The 23,426-nt window shown below is 44.6% G+C and carries 23 protein-coding genes; 20 read left to right on the top strand and 3 right to left on the bottom strand.

Features of this window, described 5'->3' with window-relative positions:
• Positions 1–139 precede the first annotated feature (139 nt).
• The 10 genes from B5Y67_RS24210 (at position 140) to cimA (ending at position 13,618) form a co-directional block, all read left to right on the top strand.
• Positions 140–1,045 (top strand): TIGR04086 family membrane protein, encoded by a 906-nt coding sequence (locus B5Y67_RS24210; protein ID WP_088228934.1) that lies wholly within the window; start codon positions 140–142, stop codon positions 1,043–1,045.
• A 134-nt stretch (positions 1,046–1,179) separates the two neighbouring features.
• Positions 1,180–1,710 (top strand): nitroreductase family protein, encoded by a 531-nt coding sequence (locus B5Y67_RS24205; RefSeq protein WP_088228933.1) that lies wholly within the window; start codon positions 1,180–1,182, stop codon positions 1,708–1,710.
• Positions 1,711–2,107: 397 nt separating this feature from the next.
• The gene (locus B5Y67_RS24200) at positions 2,108–3,526 is read left to right on the top strand and encodes an FMN-binding glutamate synthase family protein (RefSeq protein ID WP_088229072.1); all 1,419 of its coding nucleotides are present in this window, start codon (positions 2,108–2,110) and stop codon (positions 3,524–3,526) included.
• Positions 3,527–3,860: 334 nt separating this feature from the next.
• Entirely contained in the window at positions 3,861–6,527 is a 2,667-nt protein-coding gene (locus B5Y67_RS24195) for a valine--tRNA ligase (RefSeq protein ID WP_088229071.1), read from the top strand.
• Between the two features lie 22 nt (positions 6,528–6,549).
• Positions 6,550–7,875 carry a folylpolyglutamate synthase/dihydrofolate synthase family protein gene (locus B5Y67_RS24190; RefSeq protein ID WP_088228932.1) on the top strand — a complete coding sequence of 442 codons (1,326 nt, stop codon included), beginning with the start codon at positions 6,550–6,552 and terminating at the stop codon, positions 7,873–7,875.
• 185 nt (positions 7,876–8,060) lie between these two features.
• Entirely contained in the window at positions 8,061–8,687 is a 627-nt protein-coding gene (locus tag B5Y67_RS24185) for a DUF47 family protein (protein WP_088228931.1), read from the top strand.
• Positions 8,680–9,687, top strand: coding sequence for an inorganic phosphate transporter (locus B5Y67_RS24180; RefSeq protein ID WP_088228930.1), 1,008 nt, complete (start codon positions 8,680–8,682; stop codon positions 9,685–9,687). The genes B5Y67_RS24185 and B5Y67_RS24180 overlap by 8 nt, the downstream gene beginning before the upstream one ends.
• 192 nt (positions 9,688–9,879) lie before the next feature.
• The gene (locus B5Y67_RS24175) at positions 9,880–10,572 is read left to right on the top strand and encodes a sporulation protein (protein WP_088228929.1); all 693 of its coding nucleotides are present in this window, start codon (positions 9,880–9,882) and stop codon (positions 10,570–10,572) included.
• Between the two features lie 199 nt (positions 10,573–10,771).
• Complete coding sequence (locus B5Y67_RS24170) at positions 10,772–11,404, top strand: redox-sensing transcriptional repressor Rex (protein ID WP_088228928.1); 633 nt, start codon at positions 10,772–10,774, stop codon at positions 11,402–11,404.
• A 609-nt stretch (positions 11,405–12,013) separates the two neighbouring features.
• On the top strand, positions 12,014–13,618 hold the full coding sequence (gene cimA, locus B5Y67_RS24165; RefSeq protein WP_088228927.1) for a citramalate synthase: 1,605 nt from the start codon (positions 12,014–12,016) through the stop codon (positions 13,616–13,618).
• A 609-nt stretch (positions 13,619–14,227) separates the two neighbouring features.
• On the opposite strand, the gene B5Y67_RS24155 is transcribed toward cimA, so the two are convergent.
• Entirely contained in the window at positions 14,228–14,791 is a 564-nt protein-coding gene (locus B5Y67_RS24155) for a hypothetical protein (protein WP_088228925.1), read from the bottom strand.
• Positions 14,792–14,848: 57 nt separating this feature from the next.
• Between B5Y67_RS24155 and B5Y67_RS24150 the strand changes: the two genes are divergently transcribed.
• From B5Y67_RS24150 to B5Y67_RS26290, 6 genes are all read left to right on the top strand, one after another.
• Positions 14,849–15,058 carry a type II toxin-antitoxin system PemK/MazF family toxin gene (locus B5Y67_RS24150; protein WP_088228924.1) on the top strand — a complete coding sequence of 70 codons (210 nt, stop codon included), beginning with the start codon at positions 14,849–14,851 and terminating at the stop codon, positions 15,056–15,058.
• Positions 15,019–15,819, top strand: coding sequence for a MerR family transcriptional regulator (locus tag B5Y67_RS24145; RefSeq protein ID WP_088228923.1), 801 nt, complete (start codon positions 15,019–15,021; stop codon positions 15,817–15,819). Before B5Y67_RS24150 ends, B5Y67_RS24145 begins: the two co-directional genes overlap by 40 nt.
• A gap of 3 nt (positions 15,820–15,822) precedes the next feature.
• Positions 15,823–16,485 (top strand): GyrI-like domain-containing protein, encoded by a 663-nt coding sequence (locus B5Y67_RS24140; protein WP_088228922.1) that lies wholly within the window; start codon positions 15,823–15,825, stop codon positions 16,483–16,485.
• Positions 16,486–16,519: 34 nt separating this feature from the next.
• Positions 16,520–16,996 (top strand): GNAT family N-acetyltransferase, encoded by a 477-nt coding sequence (locus tag B5Y67_RS24135; RefSeq protein WP_088228921.1) that lies wholly within the window; start codon positions 16,520–16,522, stop codon positions 16,994–16,996.
• Positions 16,997–17,296: 300 nt separating this feature from the next.
• A complete protein-coding gene (gene aspA / locus B5Y67_RS24130; protein ID WP_088228920.1) occupies positions 17,297–18,706 on the top strand; it encodes an aspartate ammonia-lyase in 1,410 nt (469 codons plus the stop codon).
• Positions 18,707–19,624: 918 nt separating this feature from the next.
• Positions 19,625–19,750 (top strand): hypothetical protein, encoded by a 126-nt coding sequence (locus B5Y67_RS26290; protein ID WP_282432806.1) that lies wholly within the window; start codon positions 19,625–19,627, stop codon positions 19,748–19,750.
• Positions 19,751–19,774: 24 nt separating this feature from the next.
• Here the strand turns inward: B5Y67_RS26290 and B5Y67_RS24125 are convergent, their stop codons facing one another.
• Both B5Y67_RS24125 and B5Y67_RS24120 read right to left on the bottom strand, forming a co-directional pair.
• Positions 19,775–20,161, bottom strand: coding sequence for a type II toxin-antitoxin system HicB family antitoxin (locus B5Y67_RS24125; protein WP_088228919.1), 387 nt, complete (start codon positions 20,159–20,161; stop codon positions 19,775–19,777).
• Between the two features lie 32 nt (positions 20,162–20,193).
• A complete protein-coding gene (locus B5Y67_RS24120) occupies positions 20,194–20,367 on the bottom strand; it encodes a type II toxin-antitoxin system HicA family toxin (protein WP_088228918.1) in 174 nt (57 codons plus the stop codon).
• A 338-nt stretch (positions 20,368–20,705) separates the two neighbouring features.
• On the opposite strand from B5Y67_RS24120, the gene B5Y67_RS24115 reads away from it, so the two are divergent.
• From B5Y67_RS24115 to B5Y67_RS24100, 4 genes are all read left to right on the top strand, one after another.
• Positions 20,706–20,969 (top strand): DUF4321 domain-containing protein, encoded by a 264-nt coding sequence (locus tag B5Y67_RS24115; RefSeq protein ID WP_088228917.1) that lies wholly within the window; start codon positions 20,706–20,708, stop codon positions 20,967–20,969.
• A 1-nt stretch (position 20,970) separates the two neighbouring features.
• Positions 20,971–21,609, top strand: a complete 639-nt coding sequence (locus B5Y67_RS24110; RefSeq protein ID WP_088228916.1) for a Maf family protein — start codon at positions 20,971–20,973, stop codon at positions 21,607–21,609.
• Complete coding sequence (gene radC / locus B5Y67_RS24105; RefSeq protein ID WP_088228915.1) at positions 21,578–22,261, top strand: DNA repair protein RadC; 684 nt, start codon at positions 21,578–21,580, stop codon at positions 22,259–22,261. The genes B5Y67_RS24110 and radC overlap by 32 nt, the downstream gene beginning before the upstream one ends.
• 136 nt (positions 22,262–22,397) lie before the next feature.
• Positions 22,398–23,417 carry a rod shape-determining protein gene (locus tag B5Y67_RS24100; RefSeq protein ID WP_047810030.1) on the top strand — a complete coding sequence of 340 codons (1,020 nt, stop codon included), beginning with the start codon at positions 22,398–22,400 and terminating at the stop codon, positions 23,415–23,417.
• The last annotated feature ends 9 nt before the right edge of the window (positions 23,418–23,426 follow it).

The following is a 23,426-nucleotide window of genomic DNA, read 5'->3' as shown; positions in this document are numbered from 1 at the left end:
ACTATATTCGCCAGACAGGGTGCGTGGTAATGGATAATTATGGAGATAGATGGAATGTATGGGACGGGTTCGGCGTAGTTATAGATAGATAAGAGTGTTTCAAGGCTGAAAAATTCATAATGTTAGGAGGAGTTTATTCATGCTTTCATGCGTTTTGAGGGGGATTACAACGGCTTTGCTGGTTACCCTATTAACCCTTGTTGCCGGAATGCTGTGGGGAACCATGGGGTTAGGAGGACTGAGCGTTTCCAATCTGGTAGATATTGGACTTTTGGCAAGCTGCCTGATAGGCGGGTATCGTACGTCGCGGGAAAGCGGAGAATGGATAATGGGCGGGATCACAGGCTTAGGCTATGTAACTGTTGGGACTCTGTTGTTGGCTTTGTTTCTTCCGATTCGGGTCTGGGGTTTTATTCAGATTTTGGGGGAAGGAGCAATTTTAGGCATCATTGCAGGGGCTTTTGGAGCAGGAGGTTCGAAGGGAAGCGTTAGAAGTTCTTGGGGCGGAGGAAAAGCTAATACCAACTATAGGCCGTATTATGCCGGATATGGCAGTGAAAAACCGACGGGCAGCGATCTTGATTGGGATATGAACGATGATCTGCATAGCCGAGAGGGATCTTCGGCTGCCGGCAGCGGTCCTGACACTGATGATTGGTCTACAGACTTGGATCAAGAGGATTTTAATTCTGGTTTAAGTACAACGTCTAATTCTAAGTTAAATTCTTATTCTGATTCTAGTTCCAGGTCTGGTTCTAATTTTTTGTTAAATTCTAAACCCGATTCGAATTTGGATTTAATGTTGGATAATTCAATGTTGGATCTTGAATCAGATATTAAATCAGACTCAACATCTGCTTCAAATTTCGAAATAGATTCACTGAATTCAACATTTGATTCGCGCCCTGATTCGCAGATTGAATGGCCTTGGGATAGGGAGCTAGAGGATGAAAAGAAGGGGAAGGCTGATCCTGTAAAAGGTGATCATTATAATACGAAAGATAATTTTCATATTACGAAGGACGAAAAGCCGTGGTGGGAATGAGAAAATTAAATTTACCAAAGGACCTTGCGGGGGGAAGGAATCTTAAATATTAAAGAGAATTCTGAAAGAAGAACTCGAAATTGAGAATAATACAATCATTAGAGTGTAAGCAGCAGAAAAGGAGACTATTAATGATGAATTTTCTTGAATTAGCTCAGACCCGCAGGAGCTTGCGTACTTATAAAGATACGCCTGTGGAAAAGGAAAAATTGGAGTACGTTCTGGAAGCAGCTCGCCTGGCACCTTCCTGGAAGAACATGCAGTGCTGGCGCTTTATTGTTGTGGAAGAGGCAGCAGGAAGAGCAGCCCTGGCCGACTGTATGGGAGAGTCAAATCCCGGGCGAAAGGCGTTAACGGGGGCTCCCATCGTTATAGTACTTTGTGCAGTGCCTAAGGAATCAGAAATCTGGGAAGGCAAGGACTTTATGATGCTTGATGCAGGCCTTGCTATGGAGCATCTGGTCTTAGCAGCGACGGAACAAGAGCTGGGAACGTGTTGGCAAGGCTTATTTACTGAGGAGAAGGTTCGGGAAGCTTTGCAGATTCCTGAGAATGTTCGTGTGCTGGCTATGACTCCCCTGGGATATGCTGCAGAAGAACGCCGCCCGCGCCCCCGCAAAGCCATGGAGGAGATTGTTTTCCATGGCAAGTGGGGCCAAAAATAACTCGAAGTAATAAAGAAGCTAAATATGTGGGATAAATGGATAATTGAATTATTTCGATGAAAATACTATTTATGAAATAAATTCAAATAAGTAAAATAAGTAAATGCTTAAAAGTAAATACTGAAATAAGTAAATCAATTTATAACGTCAAGGGGTGGAAATAATGTCCGCCTCTTTTTTATCCAATCGTAAGACTCCCGCTTCAACAGGTGGGAGTGGTTCCCCTACCTTGCTTCGGGGTAGAATCCATCCTTCAGCGCGATAGCATTTGTTGTACGGCAAAATCTATGACTGCGTTTCCCCACGAAAGCCAGGGGACTCAGCGAATATTCTTTAACTTGTGGTGCAGACTACTCTAAGATAGTAACATATTTGCAAAGATGGGGGATTGTCGTTGTTGCTGCAGACTGCTCTGCTGATTATTGCCCTTTCAGCCTTGGGAGCGTTCCTGGCGGGAGTTTTGCTCCTGGTGCTGATGTTTTTTATAGGAAAACGGTTTTTTCGCACCATCGTGCAGCGGCTTTTTGGCCTGGTAATCGATAGGCTGCTTCAAGATAAGTATCACGAGAATCTAATGGAACTCTGGAGTGCCGTTCGCCGAACTTCAGTCCAGACCATAGTGGAAATCAGCTTACGGGCCGAAAAAGGCGGTCTTATTGAGCGGCCTCTGGGGTCCCCTAAACGCCTGCCTCATTTTGATACGTTAATGTTTGTCCCCGGCCAGATGGCCCGGCTGCCTAAAGAGGGCAACGTTCCTGTCGATATGAAGGTCACTCTTGGACCGAAGGCTCAAAAACCTTTAACCATCGAAATCCCACTGATGATCAGCGGCATGGGTTATGGTATCGGTCTTAGTGAACAAGCCAAGAGGGCCTTGGCAAAGGCCTCCAAGCAGCTTCAGACGGCCACTAATTCCGGCGAGGGTCCCTATTTGCCGGAAGAACGGCAAGAGTCAGAAAAGTTTATCTGGCAAATCAGCAGAAGTCCCTGGGGACATTCACCGGAGGCCATTGCGGCTGCAGATATGCTTGAAGTTCAAATGGGCCAAGGGGCACGTATGGGCCCTTTCACCGTTGATCCGTGTGTTGTGAAAGGCAAAGCCCAAAAACTGATGGGAATTTCGCCGGTGGAATCGATCGTTACATCTGCAGTTATTCCGGGGATCCAAAGTCCTTGGGATTGGATTAAGTACGTGGAGAATCTGAGGACTCAGGCGGGGGGAAAACCCATTGCTTTAAAGATTATGGCGACAGGGGCAATTGAAAGGGATTTAGCAGTGGCTTTAGAGGCTGGTTTTGATGTAATCGTTGTCGATGGAGCACAGGGGGGAGCTTCCGGTGCTTCCCCCATGATTTGCGACGATTTAGGAATCCCCAGCTTGCTAGGCTTGGTGCGTGCGGAACGATTTTTAGTGGAACAGGGAGCACGCAAAGAGGTGAGTTTAGTGGTTGCCGGCGGGTATGCTACCAGCGGAGAATGTTTGAAGGCCCTAACCCTGGGAGCCGACGCTGTTTATTTGGGAACGGTGCCTTTATTTGCCTTAGTCCATCGCCAGGTTCATAAGGTTCTCCCTTGGGAACCCTTAACTCAATTGGTTTGGTATAATTCTCCTTATAAAGACCGCCTGGATATTAATTTGGCCAGCCAAAGCGTCGCCAATGTTTTCAAGTCGATGACCAAGGAAATGGAGGAGGGTGTACGGGCTTTGGGAAAAACAGCGTTGGCTGAGCTTGGTCTTAATGATTTGGTTGCCTTGGACGAATGGACGGCGAAAGTCACCGGCGTAAAACCCGCTTATACATTTCAAGATTTATAAATTTTGACAATAGTCATTCGGCTGAGTATAATGTATTCAAATCAAATATTGGTTAAACTCGATGATTGTGAGGAATAGCATCAGGATACCGTCCAGAGAAAAAGACTATGAGCTGAGAGGTCTTTACGGAGAAGCGCTTGGGTCGCACAGGAGGGGCAGAGGGGAATGGAGTACTCTCTGACGGAAAACCCGTTAGACAAAACAATGAGTGTGAAACCGACAATGCCTTTAAGGTTGTTTCACTAAATTAAGGTGGTACCACGATCGCTTTTCGTCCTTTATCAGGATGAAAAGCTTTTTTAATTCAACAATGCAGGAAGGAGTTTGGCACATTATGGATGAAATTCTTAATAAAAATCCGGAAAAGATAGAAATGGCTAAGGCCTATGATTCAAGTCAAGTTGAGGGGAAATGGTATCAATTTTGGGAGGAAAACGGATTCTTTCACTCGGAGGTTGATGAGAAGAAAAACCCTTTTAGTATTGTCATGCCGCCGCCGAACGTTACAGGCGCTCTGCACCTGGGTCATGCTATGGATGGAACGATCCAGGACATCTTAACAAGGTATAAGCGCATGCGCGGTTTTAATACCCTTTGGCTGCCCGGGACGGATCATGCCGGGATTGCTACGCAGGCCAAAGTGGAAGCTCAGCTCGTCAAAGAAGGGACGAGCCGGCAGGAACTTGGACGTGAGAAATTTTTAGACCGGGTGTGGGAATGGAAAAATCAGTACGGCGGGCGGATTACCCAGCAACTGCGCCGTTTAGGTGCTTCCTGTGACTGGGAGCGGGAACGGTTCACCATGGACGAAGGCTGTTCCCGGGCGGTTCGAGAGGCCTTTGTAACCTTGTATCAAAAAGGGCTGATTTACCGGGGAAATTATATCGTCAATTGGTGCCCGAAATGCCACACCACGATTTCGGATATTGAAGTTGAACATGTGGACAGCGAAGGAAACTTGTATCATTTGCGCTATCCTGTAAAAGATAGTGATGAAACCTTAATTGTTGCCACGACAAGGCCGGAGACGATGCTGGGAGATACAGCAGTGGCTGTTCACCCAGAGGATGAGCGTTATCAGCATTTAATCGGCAAAACCTTGATCTTACCCTTGGTGGGACGAGAAATCCCGATTATTGCCGATGAGTATGTGGATCGGGAGTTTGGTACTGGTGCCGTGAAAATAACCCCGGCCCACGACCCCAACGATTTTGAAATTGGTCTGCGCCATCAGCTGCCTCAAATTGCCGTGATGGACAAAGAAGCCAAAATGAATGAGCACGCCGGGAAATATCTAGGGTTAGACCGTTTTGAAGCCCGCAAAGTGATCGTCGAGGATCTCAAGGCCTTAGGCGTCTTAGTTAAAATCGATGCTCATGCTCATGCAGTCGGTGAATGTTATCGCTGTGCCACGGTTATCGAGCCAATGGTCAGCAAACAATGGTTTGTGAAAATGGAGCCTTTGGCTAAGCCGGCCATTGAGGTCATTAAGGACGGACGTTTAGGATTTGTGCCGGATCGTTTTGATAAGATCTATCTCGGGTGGATGGAAAATATTCGTGATTGGTGTATTTCCCGTCAACTGTGGTGGGGACACCGCATTCCGGTTTGGTATTGCGACGATTGCGGTCAGGAGATCTGTGCGAAGGAAGATCCCACAAGCTGTCCTTCTTGCGGAGGAGTTCATCTCAAGCAAGATCCTGATGTTTTGGATACCTGGTTTTCCTCAGGACTGTGGCCATTTTCCACCATGGGCTGGCCGGAAAAAACACCGGAACTGAAGCAGTTTTATCCGACGTCGGTGTTGGTAACCGGCAGGGATATTATCTTTTTCTGGGTGGCGCGGATGATCTTTATGGCTATGGAGTTCAAGAAAGAAGTGCCCTTCCCGAAAGTAATGATTCACGGCTTGGTTCTCGATTCTAAAGGCCGGAAAATGAGCAAATCCCTGGGCAACGGTGTTGACCCGATTGAAGTTATTGAACAGTATGGAGCCGATACTCTGCGCTTTATGCTAATTACCGGCAATACTCCGGGCAATGATCTGCGCTTTCATCCGGAACGATTGGAGGCAACCCGGAATTTCTGCAATAAGATCTGGAATGCTTCCCGCTTTGTGCTCATGAACTTAGAAGACTACGAGGCCGGTCCAAGGGGAGAGCTTACCCTGGCAGACCGCTGGATCCTGACCCGTTATGCCTCCATGGTTGAGAAAACGACAGAAGCCTTAGAATCCTTCGATCTCGGTGAAGCCGGCCGAATTCTGTATGAATTTATTTGGAATGAATTCTGTGATTGGTATATTGAACTCAGCAAGCCCCGCCTTTATAACAAAGAAGATGCGCTTGCCCGCCATACTGCCCAATCTATTCTCCTGGAAGTCCTCGAAGGGACATTGCGTTTATTGCATCCCTTTATGCCTTTCCTGACGGAGGAAATTTGGCAGAACCTTCCCGTTGAGGGAGTCAGCATTATGATGCAGTCCTGGCCTGAGGCACCGGCTTATCATGAAGAAGATGCCGTGAGAAACATGACGCTTTTGATGGATGCTATTAAAGCCATACGAAATATTCGAGCTGAAATGAAAGTCTCACCCGGCCAGAAAGTGGAGATTCTGATCCTGGCCGCTGATCCCAGTCAGCGTCAGGTTTTGGAACAGGGAAAAGCAGATATCCTCAAGCTTGCCGGAGGAGCGAGTGTGGAACTGCTCGAAGCTACGGCCGAAAAACCTTCACAAGCGGCCAGTGCTGTCTTAGAAGGTGTGGAAATTTATCTGCCGCTAAAAGGGCTCATGGATCTGGATAAGGAAGTGGCCCGTTTAGAGAAAGAGATCGCTCTCGTGGGTTCAGAACAGAAAGTACTGGAAGTGAAGCTTAATAACCCAGGCTTTGTCGGCAAAGCGCCGGCAGCTGTTGTGGCTAAAGAACGGGAAAGAGCAGAAGGTTTAGCTGCCCGCAAAATTGCTTTAGAAGAGCGTCTAAAGGAATTGCAGCAGAGTTAATAAGTTACAGGGGGAAAACGAGATGAAATCAATGGAACTTGAGCAAAAGTATCAAGCGAGTCTTGATTACCTTGTCAACCTGACAACATTTGGGATGAACTTTGGTTTGGACAGAATCCGGGAGCTTCTGAAACGGTTAGGCAGCCCGGAAAAGAAACTGCGCGTCGTCCATGTGGGGGGGACCAATGGCAAAGGCTCAACGACGGTGATGATTGCCCGGATCTTACGGGAAGCAGGCTATAAGGTTGGTGTCTTTACGTCGCCTCATCTCCACGATTATCGTGAGCGTATGACAATCAACGGGCAAATGATTCCCAAAGAAACAATGATCCAGATCATTGATGACCTTCGTCCCCAATTGGAGGCGATGGTGACAGAAGGGTTTGAGCATCCCACAGAATTTGAGGTGAGCACTGCTCTGGCGCTCCTTTACTTCGCTCAAGAAGAAATTGATTATGCTCTCATTGAAGTTGGTTTAGGCGGGGCCATAGATTCAACCAATGTAGTAACCCCCTTAATTTCTGTGATTACCAATGTAGCCATGGACCATATGGATTATCTGGGCCCCGACCTGGTATCCATTGCCAACGTTAAGGCCGGGATTATTAAACCGGAGTCTTTGGTGGTAACGGCTGCGCAAAACCCTGATGTTATTCAAGTCCTGCGTAACACGGCACAGGCCAACAGCGTGCCCCTATACCTGGTTGGCGAGGATGTCAACTGGGAGAGCATTTGGAGCGGTGAACTGGAGCAGGAATTTGATCTGGTGGGCCTGCACTCGACGTATTACAAATTGCGCCTCCACCTCATAGGTCTTCATCAGCTGCGCAATGCCGCAACAGCTGTAACCGTCTGCGAACTTTTGCAGAGCAATTATGGAGTAACAATTCCGAGGGAGGCTGTCTATGCGGGCTTGCGCAATGTCGAATGGCCCGGGCGCTTAGAATTACTTTCCCTTAAACCTAAAATTCTTTTGGATGGGGCTCATAATGTTGATGGGGCTCAAGCTTTGGCAGAAGCCCTGCCCCTTTATTCCCGGGATCGTCTCATCCTTTGTTTCGGCATGCTGGCCGATAAGGAGCGGGAAAAGGTCGTGGATATGCTGGTGCCCATGGCCGAAGAGATTATCGTCACCCGCCCCAATTCTGCTCGGGCCGGAGATTGGACGTCTCTGGGGAGGCTGGCCGAAAAGCACGGCCGTCCCGTTCAATGTATCGAAGATCCTAAAGAGGCAGTTATTTATGCCCTTAGCCGCCTGGGCGAAAAGGATATGCTCTGTGTTACAGGTTCCCTTTATATGCTTGCCGATGCCCGTCAAGCCTTAATTGAGGAGTTAAAGAAACGATAACTTTTCCTTAACATAATAAAGGCCCAAAAATCCTGATAAAAGTCACTTTTTTGGAAACTCTTTCGAAAAACTTAACATTTTTTTTACACAAACCCCCAAAGATTTGATACAATACTCCCTGGAATGACATGAAATAGTTTGCGTTTTCTAGGGAGCTGAAAAAAATACGTTGGGGGTTATTTCGTATGTTCGGTTTGTCGCCTAAAGAAGATAAATTCTATTTGCTTTTCACTCAAAGTACCCAAATCGTTTCCAAGACCTTAAAGAGACTCCAGGATATTATGCAGCAAGACTCAGTATCCTCGGAAGATGCGGCTCAAATGCATCGTTTTGAACATGAAGCGGACAATGTAACCAATCAAATCATGGAACGTCTTAATTCTACGTTTATCACGCCCCTGGATCGAGAAGACATCTATAAACTCGCTCAAGTATTGGATGATATCGTTGATTTCGCCGAAGGTACTGTGGAACGCATGCTTCTCTACCGAACCGGAAAACCTTCCCTTGGTGCCCAAGAACTTGTTCATTTAGTGGAACTGGCAACACAGCAAATCCAATCAGCCTTCTCTTGTTTAGGCAATATTCATTTCAAAAAGACCACGATCCTAGCTGCAGCAGAGGAAATCTATCATCTGGAAAGCGCGGGAGATAAACTTTATCGCCAGGAAGTGGCTCGACTTTTTGAATTTGAAAAGGATCCCATAGAGATTATTAAGTGGAAAGAGATTCTTGAGCATATCGAAACGACGTTAGATCATTGTGAATCTATTGCCGATCTTCTAAAAAGTGTGGTTCTCAAATATGACTAATATTGGCGTATTATTAGTAGTAGTTGTCTTTTTAGCCTTATGCTTTGACTATATTAATGGATTCCATGATACAGCGAATGCCATTGCCACCAGCGTATCGACTCGGGCTTTGAGTCCGAAGCATGCCGTTGTTTTAGCTGCGGCATTTAATCTGCTGGGAGCATTGGTTAGTACGGGAGTCGCCCAAACGATTGCCAAGGATATTGTTTCGCCCAAGTTAACGACCCAAGAGGTTATAATTGCCGCCTTGCTCAGCGCGATTACCTGGAATCTACTCACTTGGTATTTAGGAATTCCCAGCAGCTCTTCCCACGCTATCGTCGGAGGCGTTGCCGGTGCTGCTGCCGCCAAAGCCGGCTTTGCCGTTCTGCATTGGGATGGTTTAGGCAAGATCCTGGCAGCCTTAATCTTTTCTCCCATTGTTGGTATGATTTTAGGCTTTATCATTATGAAAATTTTAAATATGGCCTTTGGTAAATTATCACCGTCACGTGTCAATCATGGATTCAAGAAAATGCAGGTCCTTTCTGCAGGCTTGTTGGCCTTTAATCATGGCTCCAATGATGCCCAAAAATCCATGGGGATTATTACTATGACGCTTATCGCCACCGGAATTCAGGCTCAAACGGTTCTGGCGCCGCCTCTATGGGTTAAACTGGCATGTGCTCTGGCCATGTCTCTGGGGACGGCTGCCGGTGGTTGGAAAATTATTCATACTATGGGCGGGAAAATTTTTAAACTGGAACCCATTAATGGCTTTGCTGCCGATCTGAGCTCTTCAATTGTCATCTGGACGGCGACTGTATTTCCAAGTCTTCACCTTCCGGTTTCGACGACCCATGTTGTCTCCGGTTCTATTATGGGAGTCGGCAGTGCCAAAAGGGTTTCGGCTGTGCGTTGGGGCGTTGCCCAACAAATGCTGATTGCTTGGATTGTGACAATTCCCACAACTTCGCTGATAGCGGCCCTATACTATCTCATTGTTTCAAGAATTATGTAGGAGTGAAATCGAAGTAATAACTCCCACTTGGAGAAGTAGGGTCTTAGATGGGGATAAAGAAGCTAAAGAGGGGTACCGTAAACTGTTAAGCGTTTGCGGCAGCCCCTTTTTGAATTTTGGAGTCTAATTTTCGGTTTTGCTACATATCTTCCGGTAGAAGGGTTGTCCGGACCCTGCGGGAGGAGTAGAAGGATGAATTATTTTCAGCGGCTGCGTATTCTCACGTTGGTGCTCTTGGCGATGATGGCTCTGGGGTTACTGACCTGGGGAATCGGAAAGGCCTATTTAGAACTTGTAGAGCATTCGGCAAAGGTAAGCGTTCCCCAAACCACATCTGACGGGCAAATAAAAAATCAAGCAGACACCTTGGTGCTGCCCAAAGCAACCTTCTGGACCTGCCAAATTGGTGTCTTTCAGAGTGAAGAAAATGCTCAGTCCTGCCTTAAGCAGCTTCAGGAGTTAGCGAATGCGGGCGGCATTATCAGCAGGAACCCCTGGATTGTCGCTATCGGTTTTGGCCATACGGCAAAGGAATTAAGCGGTGTTAAAGAAGCTCTTGCTGCCAAGGGTATTCCCGCTGTGATTAAACAAGTTGAACTTCCGGAGCGGACGTTTCGTGTTCTAGGGAATGGCTCTCGTCTGACGATAGAACTCCTGGCCAACGTCAATGCTCTCTTGCAGGAAGGAATCAGTTCTCAACGCTTAGCTCAGGAACTCCAACTATGGAATAGTCTGGCCGGAGAGCATTCCCCTACCCAATTAGTTCAGCTTCATAATCTCTATAATTTGCTGCGGTCGAAGAATGATCCGCAAGATCAGCAGCTTTTAGGATTGGCTCTATATTTTGCCGCCACGAGGATTATAAATGCGTTTTCTGGGAAATAATAACTATAAGATATAAGCCGAAAAAATGCTAAAGGGAGAGAATTAAAGGCGATGATTTATTGTCAGAAGATTATAAAATGGAACTATTTGCGTTTTTAATTAATAGTGATATAATTAACATAACTATCTTATAATTATCTAATTATTAACCGATTAAGTTAATTTGATTTAAATATCAGATGAGAAATGAGGGAACTTATTGAAAACGCTTAAAATCCCAGAGGCTACCATTATTCGACTTTCAGTTTACTCACGACATCTGACAGACGTCGATAGAAAAGGAATAATTACCACCTCATCAGGGGATATCGCGGAAGGAGTCGGCGTCAGCCCCGCACAAGTCCGGAAAGACCTTGCCTACTTCGGAGAGTTTGGAACAAGGGGTGTAGGATATAACGTCAAAGATCTTCGTCAGCATATTTTAAGGATTCTTGGGTTAAGTGTTGATTGGAGCGTTGCTTTGGTCGGTGCCGGGCACTTAGGTTTGGCCTTAAGTTCATACAAAGGCTTTCGTGAGCGGGGTTTCATCATTACCAGTATTTTTGATTCAGATCCTAGCAAGATAGGAACTGAAATTGGTGACGTTGAAATCCTGCCAATTGACCAGATTGAAGAAGTTACGAGGCAAAATCATACCCAGATCGGGATTATAGCCGTACCTTCGTCTGTCGCTCAGGAAATTGCGGATAAACTTATTAAGGCCGGTGTGCAGGCAATATTAAATTTTGCACCTGTTGTCTTGAATGTTCCGCCTGAGATTGAACTGAGGAATGTGGATCTTGCTGTTAACCTTGAGGTACTTACCTTTAACGTTGGGGCTCAAAGATTCTAGAGTCATGCATAAGGAACTATGCTGTAAGAAATAACTATGAGAAATTAGCTATCGGGATTAACTCAAGGGAAATTATCTATAGTTAATTCACTATAGGAAATTGACTATAATGAATTAACTAATGGAATAGCCTCATATGAAAATAGTTGCTAACTAATGAGTTCGGTCAAATGCCTTCAAATAGGCATAGACCGTTCTCATTGTTGTTTCTTCAAAGAAAATTAGTTCTTTGTTAATAGTTTTTAGGTTCTGCTTTTTAAGCGCCGGTGGATTAAAAAAATAATTATCTAAACCATTTAAATAAATATGCGTGTCCTTTAATAAAATAATTATACATAATTAGACTCAATGATTATGAAATTTCTGCTATTGTTTCGTAATTGATTATTGTTATAGAAAATGTACTGTTGTACATCAAGGGTTTTGTGTCATATAATAGACTGCAAGAAGTGTGTTAAGGGTTCCGCCGTACTGGGTCTGGACCGAGCAACACAGGTTGGATAATACCCAACTACACCGTGTGGGACAAAAGCCCTGTGGAAGTTCTTAGGAACGGCTGCGGGGCTTTCAGATACCATTTGGTTAACTTTTGAATTCAGGAGGGGAAAAATGGATCAAAATGGGGTCAAAAGAAAAATTACAATCTATGATACAACCTTGAGAGATGGTGCGCAGGGAGAAGGGATTCATTTTTCGACACAAGATAAGCTAAGTTATGTCAAGCGGATCGGGGAAATGGGCAGTCTCTATGTCGAAGCAGGATGGCCGGGAGCCAATCCCAGAGATGATAATTTCTTTCAGCTTCTCAAGGAACAAGAGGTTCCTATGACACATATTGCTGCCTTTGGAAGTACCTGCAAAGTGAATGAAGCGCCGGAAAACAGTGAGATTCTGCTTAAGCTGGTGGCTTCTGGAGCTAAAACTATTACTATTTTCGGAAAAGCATGGGATCTGCATGTACGAGATGTTTTACGGACGAACTTGGAGGAAAATCTGCGCCTGATTAGGGAATCTGTTTCCTTTTTAGTCAAACAAGGCCATGACGTCTTTTTTGACGCCGAGCATTTTTTTGATGGGTTTAAAGAAAACCCGGACTATGCTCTGAAGTGTATTGAGATGGCTCTTGAAGCCGGAGCCTCTATTGCCATCTTATGTGATACGAATGGCGGTTCTTTGCCGAAAGATATCGCCTTGGGAGTAGAAATGGTAAGGCGTGAATTTGCGCCTCAAGAGTTAGGGGTTCATGTTCATAACGACAGCGGATTAGCAGTGGCTAACTCTCTGGTGGCCGTAGAGGCAGGGGTAACTCAAATCCAGGGAACTTGGAACGGATACGGTGAGCGCTGCGGAAATGCCAATTTAAGTACTTTAGTTCCTCTTTTGCAAGTCAAGGGAAACTATGACGTTCTTCCGGATTCCGCCTTGCATAAAATTACTCCCTTTTCCCGCTTTGTCGCGGAGCTTTCCAATGCGCCTTTTGACGAGAAACAGCCTTACGTGGGCCGCAGCGCCTTTGCTCATAAAGCCGGGATGCATGTTGATGCGATTCTTAAGAATCATCGGACCTTTGAACACATGGATCCGGGCGAAGTAGGGAATGAACGGAGAATATTGATTTCTGACCAAGCGGGGAAAGCGAATATTTACGAACGGCTGCGTCGTTTTGATCCGGATATTGTTAAAGAAGATCCCTTGGTGGAAAAGGCAATGCTGGAGATTAAGGACATGGAGAACAATGGGTTCCAGTTCGAGGCTGCTGAGGGAAGTCTTGATTTGCTGCTGGTACGCACCTTAAATCGTTTTATGTCTCCCTTTGAAGTTTTAGATTATCATGTCTGGAGTGATCCGCTGCGCGGTGAACTTGATTCAGTGGCTGTTGTGAAGGTTAAAGTTGGGGAACAAACCGTGCAAATTGCCGCAGAAGGAAATGGTCCTGTGAATGCTCTGGATTCGGCGCTGCGTCAGGCTCTGGCAAGTTTCTTTCCGATTCTGGCGCAGAGTGAACTGGTGGATTATAAGGTTAGGGTCTTGGATGGTTCGCGAGGGACTGAGGCTATTGTTCGGGTTATTATTGATACGCGTTTGGGGCACGAGGTTTGGGGGACGATTGGGGTTTCCAATAATATTCTTAAGGCCAGTGCGCAGGCTTTGCTTGATGCGATTAATTGGACGATTTGGAAGTTTGATGAGGGGGCGCGGCGGGCGAGGGTTTAAGCCCTGCTGAGGTTTGTTAAAGGGTCTCTTATTCTGCCGAGGGTCGCATTATACTTGTTCGGCCATGCGGTCGTCGCGCCAAACTAGGGCTTTAAATTCTTGATGCAAGTGGGTAGGGTGCCCGGCCTATGCGACATCCCTGTCGCAAGGCCGGCGGGAAACATCCCTGTTTCCCGCCCCACTGATGAAAGAGAATTTAAAGCCGAGTTTGGCTGCGGCTCCCGCAGAGGCTTCACGCCGTATAATTGCGACCCTCTTGGCTTATTAAGAAGAGAGACGGTTGGTGGGGTAGCTTTTGGGGGTTTGGTGCTCGATTGCTTCTCCAGGCGAGGGTCGCATTATACTTGTTCAGCCATGCGGTCGTCGCGCCAAACCAGGGCTTTAAATTCTTGATGCAAGCGGGTGGGGTGCCCGGCCTATGCGACATCCCTGTCGCAAGGCCGGCGGGAAACATCCCTGTTTCCCGCCCCACTGATGAAAGAGAATTTAAAGCCGAGTTTGGCTGCGATTCTCGCAAAGGCTTCACGCCGTATAATTGCGACCCTCTCTTGGCGTTGTTATTAAAGAAGGCACTCATACGATTTTTCGTATGACTGCCAAAATATTTTATTAATGGTATATAGGTTGGACAGGTTGAATATTATCATTGTTCGCCCCTATTATTTGCTCGGTTGTTTGTTTTGTTGATTGCAAGTAATCATTTATAGGGGGAGTGTCAAACAAAGAATCATCACCTGCTTTAGCAGCTGTTAATACTGTTGCTAAACCAAATAATGCATGTGATAACAGATATGAAAGATTACTATTAGCATCTTTGGGCTTAACTTTGTTTTGAGCAAAGCCGCTAAGTATAGCTGTTATCACCGCCCCAAACGTGACTCCCAAAAAAATACCTTTGGCGACTAATTTGTCTCGACCATAAGTAGTTAACAGTTTAACCGCTGAAACTCCGCCGACCATACTTAACCCTAATGTCATTAATGTTCCAAGAAGTTGTCCTTGCCATTTTTCTGCTTGTCTACGAGAAGATACCCACACGCCAGCAGCTGTGGTTGCAAATGACCGTTGCGAAATTTTCATTTTTGACGAGATATTATCAGTTACCATTAATGCTGTTAAACCAACGATACCGGATAATATTCCAAGGAAAATTCTATCGTTTATTTTTTTCAACCTTATCACACTCCTTTTAGTTAGAGTTTCCAAGTTGGAAAATACGATACTGGAAATTTGCATTGTGGATTCCAGGCCGGTCATGAGCAGCGAGGAACTAGACCTGCCTTGGTTTTATCTCTAAAGGAATATAATAGTAAGACTGGGATGGGAATTTTTTGCCCCGAAACGCCTATTGACTATCCCTTGCAATGGAGGGTTTATACTGCTTACGAGGAGGTGAGGTCATGTATAAAATCAGTGAGTTTTCTAAAATTACGAATTTAACGGTCAAGACCTTGAGGTATTACGATGAACAGAATATCTTGAAGCCGTCTTACCGTGCAGAAAACGCTTATCGTTATTATGATGACAATGATTTTGAAAGAGCAAAGGTTGTTATTTTATTACGTAATTTAGATTTTTCTATTTCAGAAATTAGAGATATCATTGCCAATTGTGATAGTCATGATGATTTATCATATTATTTATCCGAGAAGCAAGAAATGATTGCTGAACAGATCAGTAAAGGAAAAGAACTGATTAACAAAATTGACCTTTACCTTCAGCCGAAAAAGATGGAGGTAAGTAGTATGAACTACAAAATTGAGCTAAAAGAATTCAACGCACTGACAGTTACAGCTATTCGATTTAAAGGAAAGTATAGCAATGTTGGTAAATACATAGGCATGATCTATCAAGAGGCTAAAGGAAAAACTTCCGGAGAACCGTTTTGCTGCTATTACGATGACGATTTTAGGGAAGAGGCCGATATTGAACTTTGCGTTCCTACTAAAGGGATGGCAGCAGGAAAGAAAACTGCTTCAAAACAGTTGCCCAAAATACGAGCAATTTGCACCATGCATATCGGGACTTATGAAACTTTGAATTTAGCTTACAAAGCTGTGTTGGATTATGCGAAAGAACATAGTCTTAAGTCTATACTGCCTTCGAGAGAGATTTATCATAAAGGGCCTGGCCTGGTTTTTAAAGGTAATCCCAATAAGTATGTTACAGAAATTGTGATTCCCATTGAACAGGAGGGTTAAACTATGGCTGATAAATTCGATTACAAAAAAGAATATAAGGATTTGTATATGCCCAAACAAAAGCCTGTCCTTATTGACGTTCCGGCGATGAATTTCATTATGGTTGATGGTGCAGGGGACCCGAATACTTCTGAAGAATATCAGGACGCCTTGGAAGTTCTTTACGGTTTAAGCTTTGCCATTAAGATGAGTAAGATGAGCGGAAAGCAACCTGCAGGATATTTCGAATATGTTGTACCGCCTTTGGAGGGACTGTGGTGGTCTAAGGACAATAGTTTTGACGGTACACAGTTAATCGATAAATCTAAATTTCAATGGACCTCTATGATTCGTCAACCTGAATTTGTCAACGAGGAAGTTTTTAACTGGGCTGTTAGCGTGCTCAAACAGAAAAAGCCTAAGCTTGATCTAACAAAAGCTCGCTTCGAATCTTTGACAGAGGGACTCTGTGTACAAATGATGCATAAGGGCCCCTATGATAGCGAGCCGGTTACTCTTGGGCAAATGGAACAATTCCTTTTGAATAATGGATATATATGTGCGATCTCCGATACACTTTCTTCTGGTCAAATTCGACGTCATCATGAAATTTATTTAAGTGATCCACGAAAGACGACACCCGAAAAGTTAAAAACAGTATTAAGGCACCCAGTCAAAAAAATCTAGATTTATAGTTAATCAGTCGCTGGAGGACTTACTTTTGGACATTAAGATAAGAGAAGCAGAAATAAATGATTACGAAGACTTATGTGAAATTTATGTTGAACTTGATGAACAACACAGGTTAAATCATCCTGAGCTTTTCAAGAAACCTGAAGATTATGGAAGGGCAAAAGAATATATATCAGAAATCATCAATGATGGTAATAAGACCCTATTTGTTGCAGTTGTTGATTCGATAGTTGTAGCTTTTGCGGAGTGTTGTATTCAAAAATCAACTGATTTCCCAGTTATCAAGAAGAGGGAATGGGTACAGTTAGACGGTATTGCTGTGAAGAAAGAGTACCAGAATTATCAAATTGGTTCTTTGTTATTGAGTAAAGTTATTGGATGGGCTAAAAGTAAGAAAATAGTAAGGGTTGAATTAAAAGTGTATTCTTTCAATAATTCAGCGGATAAATTTTATTCAAGGAAGGGTTTTAAAGATCTAAGTAAGGTTATGTACTTAGACTTATAAGAATAAGATAGGGTTTAATGAAGTAGAAGAAATATCGAGTACATTTGTCTAGGGGCACTGTCACAAAGGAATGTAATACCAATTCTTTATGTAAAAGATGAAAAATGCACATTCCGCTTTCTTAGGACACCTTCAAAAGTAATGCCGTATAATTGCGCGCCTCTTGGCTAATAAGTAAAGGGAAGATCTTTTCGTTCTTTAAATGCTTGTTAGTTTTCCGTCGACAACCTTTCAGAATGGTTGTATAATGTATACAAAATACATTATACTTACTTCGCTTATGATTGGGGAGGACAAAGTATGCGTCAAGAAAAAGATTTGATAGGTGTTCATGATGTTCCGGATGATGTTTATTATGGGATTCAAACATTAAGAGCAACCGAAAATTTCCCCATTACGGGGTATCATCCTCATCGAGAGTTAATTCGTGCTTTGGGCATGGTTAAAGGAGCGGCGGCTGAGGCTAATATGTTTGTTGGTTCTCTAAGTCCTGCCATAGGCAAAGTGATTGTTGAAGCTTCGAAGGAGCTTATTGACGGGAAGTTTGATGATCAGTTTGTTGTTGATGTGATTCAAGGGGGGGCCGGGACTTCTATAAATATGAACGCCAATGAAGTTATTGCCAATCGGGCGATAGAGCTTCTTGACGGTAAAAAGGGAGAGTACTTTAAAGTTCATCCCAATGTTCATGTCAACATGGCACAAAGCACCAACGATGTGTTTCCTACGGCAATTCGGATCGCCAGTCTGAATGTGGCTACGGATTTAGTGAAGGCTTTAGACGAATTGCGCCAATCCCTGGAGAAGAAAGCTCAGGAATTTGACGGTGTCATTAAAATGGGCAGGACTCATTTACAGGATGCAGTGCCGATTCGACTTGGTCAGGAGTTTTCGGCCTATGCTCATATGATAGGCCGTGATCTTCAGCGGATAAAGCAGGCGATCAAATCTCTTGAAGTGATTAATATGGGTGCTACTGCGGTAGGTACGGGTTTGAATGCAGACCCCAGGTATATTGAGAAGGTTACGGAACGTATTGTGGACTGGACAGACCTGCCAATGCGTATGGCCGATGATTTGGTTGATGCCACTCAGAACACGGATGCCTTTATGGAGGTTTCGGGAGCTCTGAAAACTTTGGCTGTTAATCTTTCTAAAGTGGCAAATGACTTGCGGCTGATGGCCTCGGGGCCGAGAACCGGTTTGAATGAGATTAATCTGCCCCCGATGCAGCCAGGGTCTTCAATCATGCCTGGAAAAGTAAACCCAGTGATGGCTGAAGTGGTTAATCAAGTTGCTTTTCAGGTTCAGGGGAATGATTTTACGATTGCCTTAGCTTGTGGAGCCGGGCAGCTTGAACTGAATGTTATGGAACCTGTCGTTGTGTTTAACTTGCTGCAGTCCTTAGATATATTACGCAATGTGATCCGTGTTTTCCGCCAACGTTGTGTGGAGGGGATCACGGCAAATGTCGAACGCTGCAGACACATGGTGGAAAACAGTGTGGGGATTGTTACCGCCATTAACCCGCACGTAGGCTATGAAGTAGCTTCCGGTGTGGCTAAGGAAGCGATTATGAGCGGCAGACCTGTTCGGGATATTGTGCTGGAAAAGGGAGTTTTGACTTCTGAAGAGCTTGATATAATTTTACATCCCTATGAAATGACGAAACCCGGTATTGCGGGGGCGGAGTTGTTGAAGAGAAAATAGGGAGAGAATCGCGTCACACTTGTTCAGCCATGCGTTCGTCGCGCCAAACTAGGGCGTTAAATTCTTGATGCAAGCGGGCAGGGTGCCCTGCTGATGAAAGGGAATTTAAAGCCGAGTTTGGCTGCGACTTGCGCAAAGGCTTTACGCGTTGTGACGCGATTCTCTTGGTTTAGTGGCCTGTTTCCCCGGCGGATCCTTAGCAAAAGATAGGCTATATGGACTATTTACACCTTCTATGCTATATTCTACAGTTGAGGTAAGAATTTTGTTTAGGGGGATCTTGATTTGTCGGATAAACCATTACCTTGGCATAAAATGAATGCTGGAAAGCAAAATAAAATTATCATCGGGGTGTGTATCCTAATTGCATTGTGTGTTATAGGTGTTTCATATCTTTTGTTTCACTAATCAGACAAGCTGTGGGTTAACAAAGAATAAGAGAAATTCCGAGAGAAACAAGGGACGGTTCTTTACTGTATGAACTTAATTTTCATGCCGTAAAGAACCGTTCTTCATTCTTCATTTAGCGATCAAAAGCACAGGTTTTGGGGGGTTCCCCTTTACCGGCTTACTTGATATGATGAAGTTATAGAGCGAAATCTTTTATCCATGTATTGTTGAACTTGAAGGGAAAATAGTAAGTGTATTTGTACTTCAAGAGGATGGCCGTTATGGAAGACAAGAAGTATACTCAGAGGAAGATCAAATATCCCTTAATATTATCCCGAATCTAACAATAGATTTGAAGCTGGTTTTTACAGGTATAGATTGAATTCGTTCAGCTTAATCCGAATGTGCTGTACATGCACGGGACAAAATTTTCCTTCCATATTATGGACTGTATAGTAATCTAACTCCATTATAGGAAATAGGGGGAATAATATATGTACGGCATGCCTGGTTATTGGGGTTATCACCATGCGGGACATCTGGGGTGGGGATTCCATCATCATCCGTTTTTTGGTTGGGGACATCATTTTGGTTGGAGACATCGTCATTGGTAAGCTTCAAGAGCCTGTAAAGGCTCTTTTCTATTTGGGGTGAAGCAGCCGATTACGGCTGCTTCAGTTAGCTGTTAATGAGTTTTTCCTTTAGACGTTCCTGTAGTTCTTGAGAGAAATTCACCCCGGCTTCATCTCCCAAGACTTTGAGGTACTTTGGCACAGAAACGTTGATTCGCATTGTTGTCATATCATTTGCCTTGCGGTATTTGTCAAAGTCGATATCCACCCAGGTTACCATTTCATTAGGTTCATGTTCCGGCTCAACGCTGGAGGGTTCTGGAATTTTCCTGCCATCGTCTTGTTCAGTAATTCCCCAAAGTCCTATTGCATCACGAGCCATATAGATGGCTTCAGCAATATCCTTTCCCTGAGTATTGATATCTAGATCAGGGACGGTCACAACGTAACCGATTTTTGCGGGAGTCAGAATAATTGGGTAGGCCTTAATCATTTTATGCACTCCTTTTTTAGTAGTATCGAGGCTTATTTTAACCCCCGTCTCTTGATAATCTTTTTTGCTAATATATCATCAATTTCCGATTGCCTTGAAATCGGTTCATTATCTAAGCCGTTGGTGAAGATTGTATGGTCATGACCTTCTCTTTTGAAGTACCAGCCATTTTTCTCCAGAAGTTTAATCAAATCCTTTCTTTTCATCGCTTCACCTCTTGGCTATATTATACACATCAAGTGTGTATATTCCAAGAGGTGGTGTTATATTATGGAAGTTAATTCGAAGATATTCTTTTAAAGATATAAGACGGTTTAAGAGTTGGAAACCCCTATCCAAAGTAAGGCATAAAGATAAAGAGGTTTTGAGGTAAACGATTGTATGGAGAATGATTTTTATTTTTTCAAAGGTGTTCTTTTTAGGCTTCAGGCAAGGGGTTGAACTTGCTTAGTCAGGGGGAAGATGCTAAACTTAGTGAGAAGTCATAGTTTGGGGATTTGTAGATAAAAAGACTGAATTTCTGTAGATGGAAGGGGAAAAAACTATGGCGGTTGGGCGTAATTCTTCGGGGACAGGAAGAATAATATTGCTCATTTTGATTGGTGCTGCCCTGGGAACTCTAGTCGGATTCGGTTTGGATAAATACGGCATTTTTGCGCCGTTTTTAAAGCCGGCCGTCATCGATTTTCCGTCACATACTTACCTCGATTTCTTTTTTCTTTCCCTTTCTTTTGGTTTTCGTTTGAGTATTACCAGTGCTACCTTACTCGGTGCCCTGGGCGGATATATGTTATCAAGGAAGTGGTAAGATGCTTGTACTTGCATCGACATCTCCCCGCAGATCAATGTTGCTTCATGAGGCTGGCTTCACATTCGAAACCGTTAAATCGACTGTTTCGGAAACGCTGCCCAATGGAATGTTACCGAAGCCCGGGGTTAGAGAATTAGCAGAACGCAAAGCAAGAGCGGGCCTTGAGCAGTGGCTGAAACTTGGGGGAGACTCCTTGGATGTTGTCTTAGGTGCGGATACTATGGTTGTATTGGATACTCGAATTTTGGGGAAACCGGCGAATCCGCAGGAAGCAGAAGAAATGCTGCAAGAATTAAGCGGACGCAATCACGCTGTTCTGACCGGCGTGGCTTTGCTCGATAGTTTGGGAAAATTAAAGACTGAGGTGATTGAAACCTCTGTGGTTTTTCGCCCGATTTCTGCTAAGGAAATTAAAGATTATGTTCGCAGCGGGGAACCGATGGATAAAGCGGGTGCTTATGGAATTCAGGGGGGAGCTAAAAAGTTTGTCACAGCCATCGAGGGATCGCTGACAAACGTCATTGGTCTTCCTATGGAATATCTAACGGAACAGTTGAAGGCGTGGGGGATTGAGCAGACAAATATCGCTTCACGCGGGGTGTATCATGGAGTATCGGCGTCTGAAAGATTTACCTGAGGAATTATTGCCTCGGGAAAGACTTTGCTTACTGGGACCTGAGGTGCTGTCCAATAGTGAAATTCTGGCAATCCTCTTGCGCACCGGTATTAAAGGGGAAAACGTTTTAACTCTGGCAGAACGTATCTTAGCCGGGGTTGGCGGTCTTTCGGGGTTAGGAAAGCTTACCGTTCACGAATTAGCTCAAATTCACGGTTTAGGCAAGGCGAAGTCCGCTGAGCTGAAAGCTGCCCTTGAATTGGGACGCCGTTCGGTTTCTGTAGATCCAATGTCAAGGCCTACCGTTAATTCACCGCAGGATGTGGCCCATATTGTCATGGAAGAGATGCGCTATCTCGACAGAGAACATTTTCGAGTCGTCTCTCTTTCGACGAAAAATCATGTCTTGGGGATCAGTCCCATTTCTATTGGTTCGCTGAATTCATCGTTGGTTCATCCGCGGGAATGTTTTAAAGAGGCTATTCGGAGAAACTCCAATGCCATTATTTTATTACATAATCATCCCAGCGGTGACCCAACACCTAGTAAGGAAGATATAGACGTTACCCGCCGTCTGGCAGACGGGGGAAAGATTCTGGGAATTGAAGTTCTTGATCACGTGATTATTGGAGATAACCGTTATGTTAGTTTGAAAGAACGGGGAATCCTCTAATAGAGACAAGCAAAATATGCTCATAATTAATTAGACAATCAATTTGTCAGGTTCGAATAGAAGATTTGGTAGTTTAAGGTTTAAACGGGTATACTGTTCGTATATAGAGAGTGACTGGAAGGAGTTTTTATAAACCATGTTTAGTATTTTCAGCCGGGATTTAGGGATTGACCTTGGGACAGCGAACTCATTAGTTCATTTAAAAGGAAAAGGGATTGTTGTACGCGAGCCCTCTGTTGTTGCGATGGATATTATGACGAAGACCCCGATGGCTGTTGGAGACAAGGCTAAGGAAATGATTGGCCGTACTCCCAGCAATATTGTTGCCATTCGTCCTCTTAAAGATGGGGTCATTTCAGATTTTAATATAACTCAGAAAATGTTGAAATACTTTATCAGCCGAGCCCTTGGCACGGATCATCCGTTTATTCGTCCCAGGGTGGTAATCTGCGTGCCTTCCGGTGTAACTCCTGTTGAGGAACGGGCAGTTAAAGAAGCAGCTATGGCCGCCGGAGCGAAAGATCCGATGATTTTGGAAGAGCCCATGGCAGCGGCTATCGGTGCCGGACTTCCCGTGAGTGAACCTACGGGCAACATGATTGTTGATATCGGTGGGGGAACAACGGAAGTTGCCGTCATTTCTTTGGGAGGAATTGTAACCAGCCGATCCATCCGCGTTGCAGGCGATGAAATGGATGATGCGATTATTGCTCATATTAAGAGACGCTATAATTTGACGGTGGGGTATCGGACTGCTGAATCGTTGAAATTTGAAATTGGCTATGCCTACATGTCCGAACCTGGAAATTACACCGTGCGAGGGCGTGACCTGTTGACCGGACTTCCCAAAACCATCGATGTTTCTGCGGAGGAAATCCAGGATGCGCTGCAGGAACCTGTCATGGCTATTGTCGATGCGGTAAAGTCATGTTTGGAGAAAACTCCGCCGGAATTATCGTCAGACATTATGGATCGTGGGATTATGATGGCGGGAGGAGGCTCATTGCTGCGTAATCTTGACCGGTTGATTTCAGATGAAACAGGAATTGCGGTGCACTTGGCAGAGGACCCTCTATCCTGTGTTGTCCACGGGACAGGGCATGTCTTGGAACACGCTGATGTTCTTCGTAAAATAGCTGCCTCGCAAAAAAGCTAAGGATAGCGG

This window comes from Desulfosporosinus sp. FKB, from assembly GCF_002196705.1.
Classification (GTDB): domain Bacteria; phylum Bacillota; class Desulfitobacteriia; order Desulfitobacteriales; family Desulfitobacteriaceae; genus Desulfosporosinus.
The sequence above is the reverse complement of the archived record's forward strand: the minus strand, read 5'-3'. Positions and strand labels throughout refer to the sequence as shown.

What these genes read in the sequence shown, in the direction of transcription:
- B5Y67_RS24190 (WP_088228932.1), top strand. Translation starts at nt 6,550, where the DNA reads ATGAAATCAATGGAACTTGAGCAAAAGTATCAAGCGAGTCTTGATTAC.
- B5Y67_RS24125 (WP_088228919.1), bottom strand. Translation starts at nt 20,161, where the DNA reads ATGATTAAGGCCTACCCAATTATTCTGACTCCCGCAAAAATCGGTTAC.
- B5Y67_RS24195 (WP_088229071.1), top strand. Translation starts at nt 3,861, where the DNA reads ATGGATGAAATTCTTAATAAAAATCCGGAAAAGATAGAAATGGCTAAG.
- B5Y67_RS24120 (WP_088228918.1), bottom strand. Translation starts at nt 20,367, where the DNA reads ATGAAAAGAAAGGATTTGATTAAACTTCTGGAGAAAAATGGCTGGTAC.
- B5Y67_RS24210 (WP_088228934.1), top strand. Translation starts at nt 140, where the DNA reads ATGCTTTCATGCGTTTTGAGGGGGATTACAACGGCTTTGCTGGTTACC.
- B5Y67_RS24175 (WP_088228929.1), top strand. Translation starts at nt 9,880, where the DNA reads ATGAATTATTTTCAGCGGCTGCGTATTCTCACGTTGGTGCTCTTGGCG.
- B5Y67_RS24180 (WP_088228930.1), top strand. Translation starts at nt 8,680, where the DNA reads ATGACTAATATTGGCGTATTATTAGTAGTAGTTGTCTTTTTAGCCTTA.
- radC (WP_088228915.1), top strand. Translation starts at nt 21,578, where the DNA reads ATGGAGTATCGGCGTCTGAAAGATTTACCTGAGGAATTATTGCCTCGG.
- B5Y67_RS26290 (WP_282432806.1), top strand. Translation starts at nt 19,625, where the DNA reads ATGCGGGACATCTGGGGTGGGGATTCCATCATCATCCGTTTTTTGGTT.
- B5Y67_RS24115 (WP_088228917.1), top strand. Translation starts at nt 20,706, where the DNA reads ATGGCGGTTGGGCGTAATTCTTCGGGGACAGGAAGAATAATATTGCTC.
- B5Y67_RS24205 (WP_088228933.1), top strand. Translation starts at nt 1,180, where the DNA reads ATGAATTTTCTTGAATTAGCTCAGACCCGCAGGAGCTTGCGTACTTAT.
- B5Y67_RS24110 (WP_088228916.1), top strand. Translation starts at nt 20,971, where the DNA reads ATGCTTGTACTTGCATCGACATCTCCCCGCAGATCAATGTTGCTTCAT.
- B5Y67_RS24145 (WP_088228923.1), top strand. Translation starts at nt 15,019, where the DNA reads ATGTATAAAATCAGTGAGTTTTCTAAAATTACGAATTTAACGGTCAAG.
- aspA (WP_088228920.1), top strand. Translation starts at nt 17,297, where the DNA reads ATGCGTCAAGAAAAAGATTTGATAGGTGTTCATGATGTTCCGGATGAT.
- B5Y67_RS24185 (WP_088228931.1), top strand. Translation starts at nt 8,061, where the DNA reads ATGTTCGGTTTGTCGCCTAAAGAAGATAAATTCTATTTGCTTTTCACT.
- B5Y67_RS24140 (WP_088228922.1), top strand. Translation starts at nt 15,823, where the DNA reads ATGGCTGATAAATTCGATTACAAAAAAGAATATAAGGATTTGTATATG.
- B5Y67_RS24100 (WP_047810030.1), top strand. Translation starts at nt 22,398, where the DNA reads ATGTTTAGTATTTTCAGCCGGGATTTAGGGATTGACCTTGGGACAGCG.
- cimA (WP_088228927.1), top strand. Translation starts at nt 12,014, where the DNA reads ATGGATCAAAATGGGGTCAAAAGAAAAATTACAATCTATGATACAACC.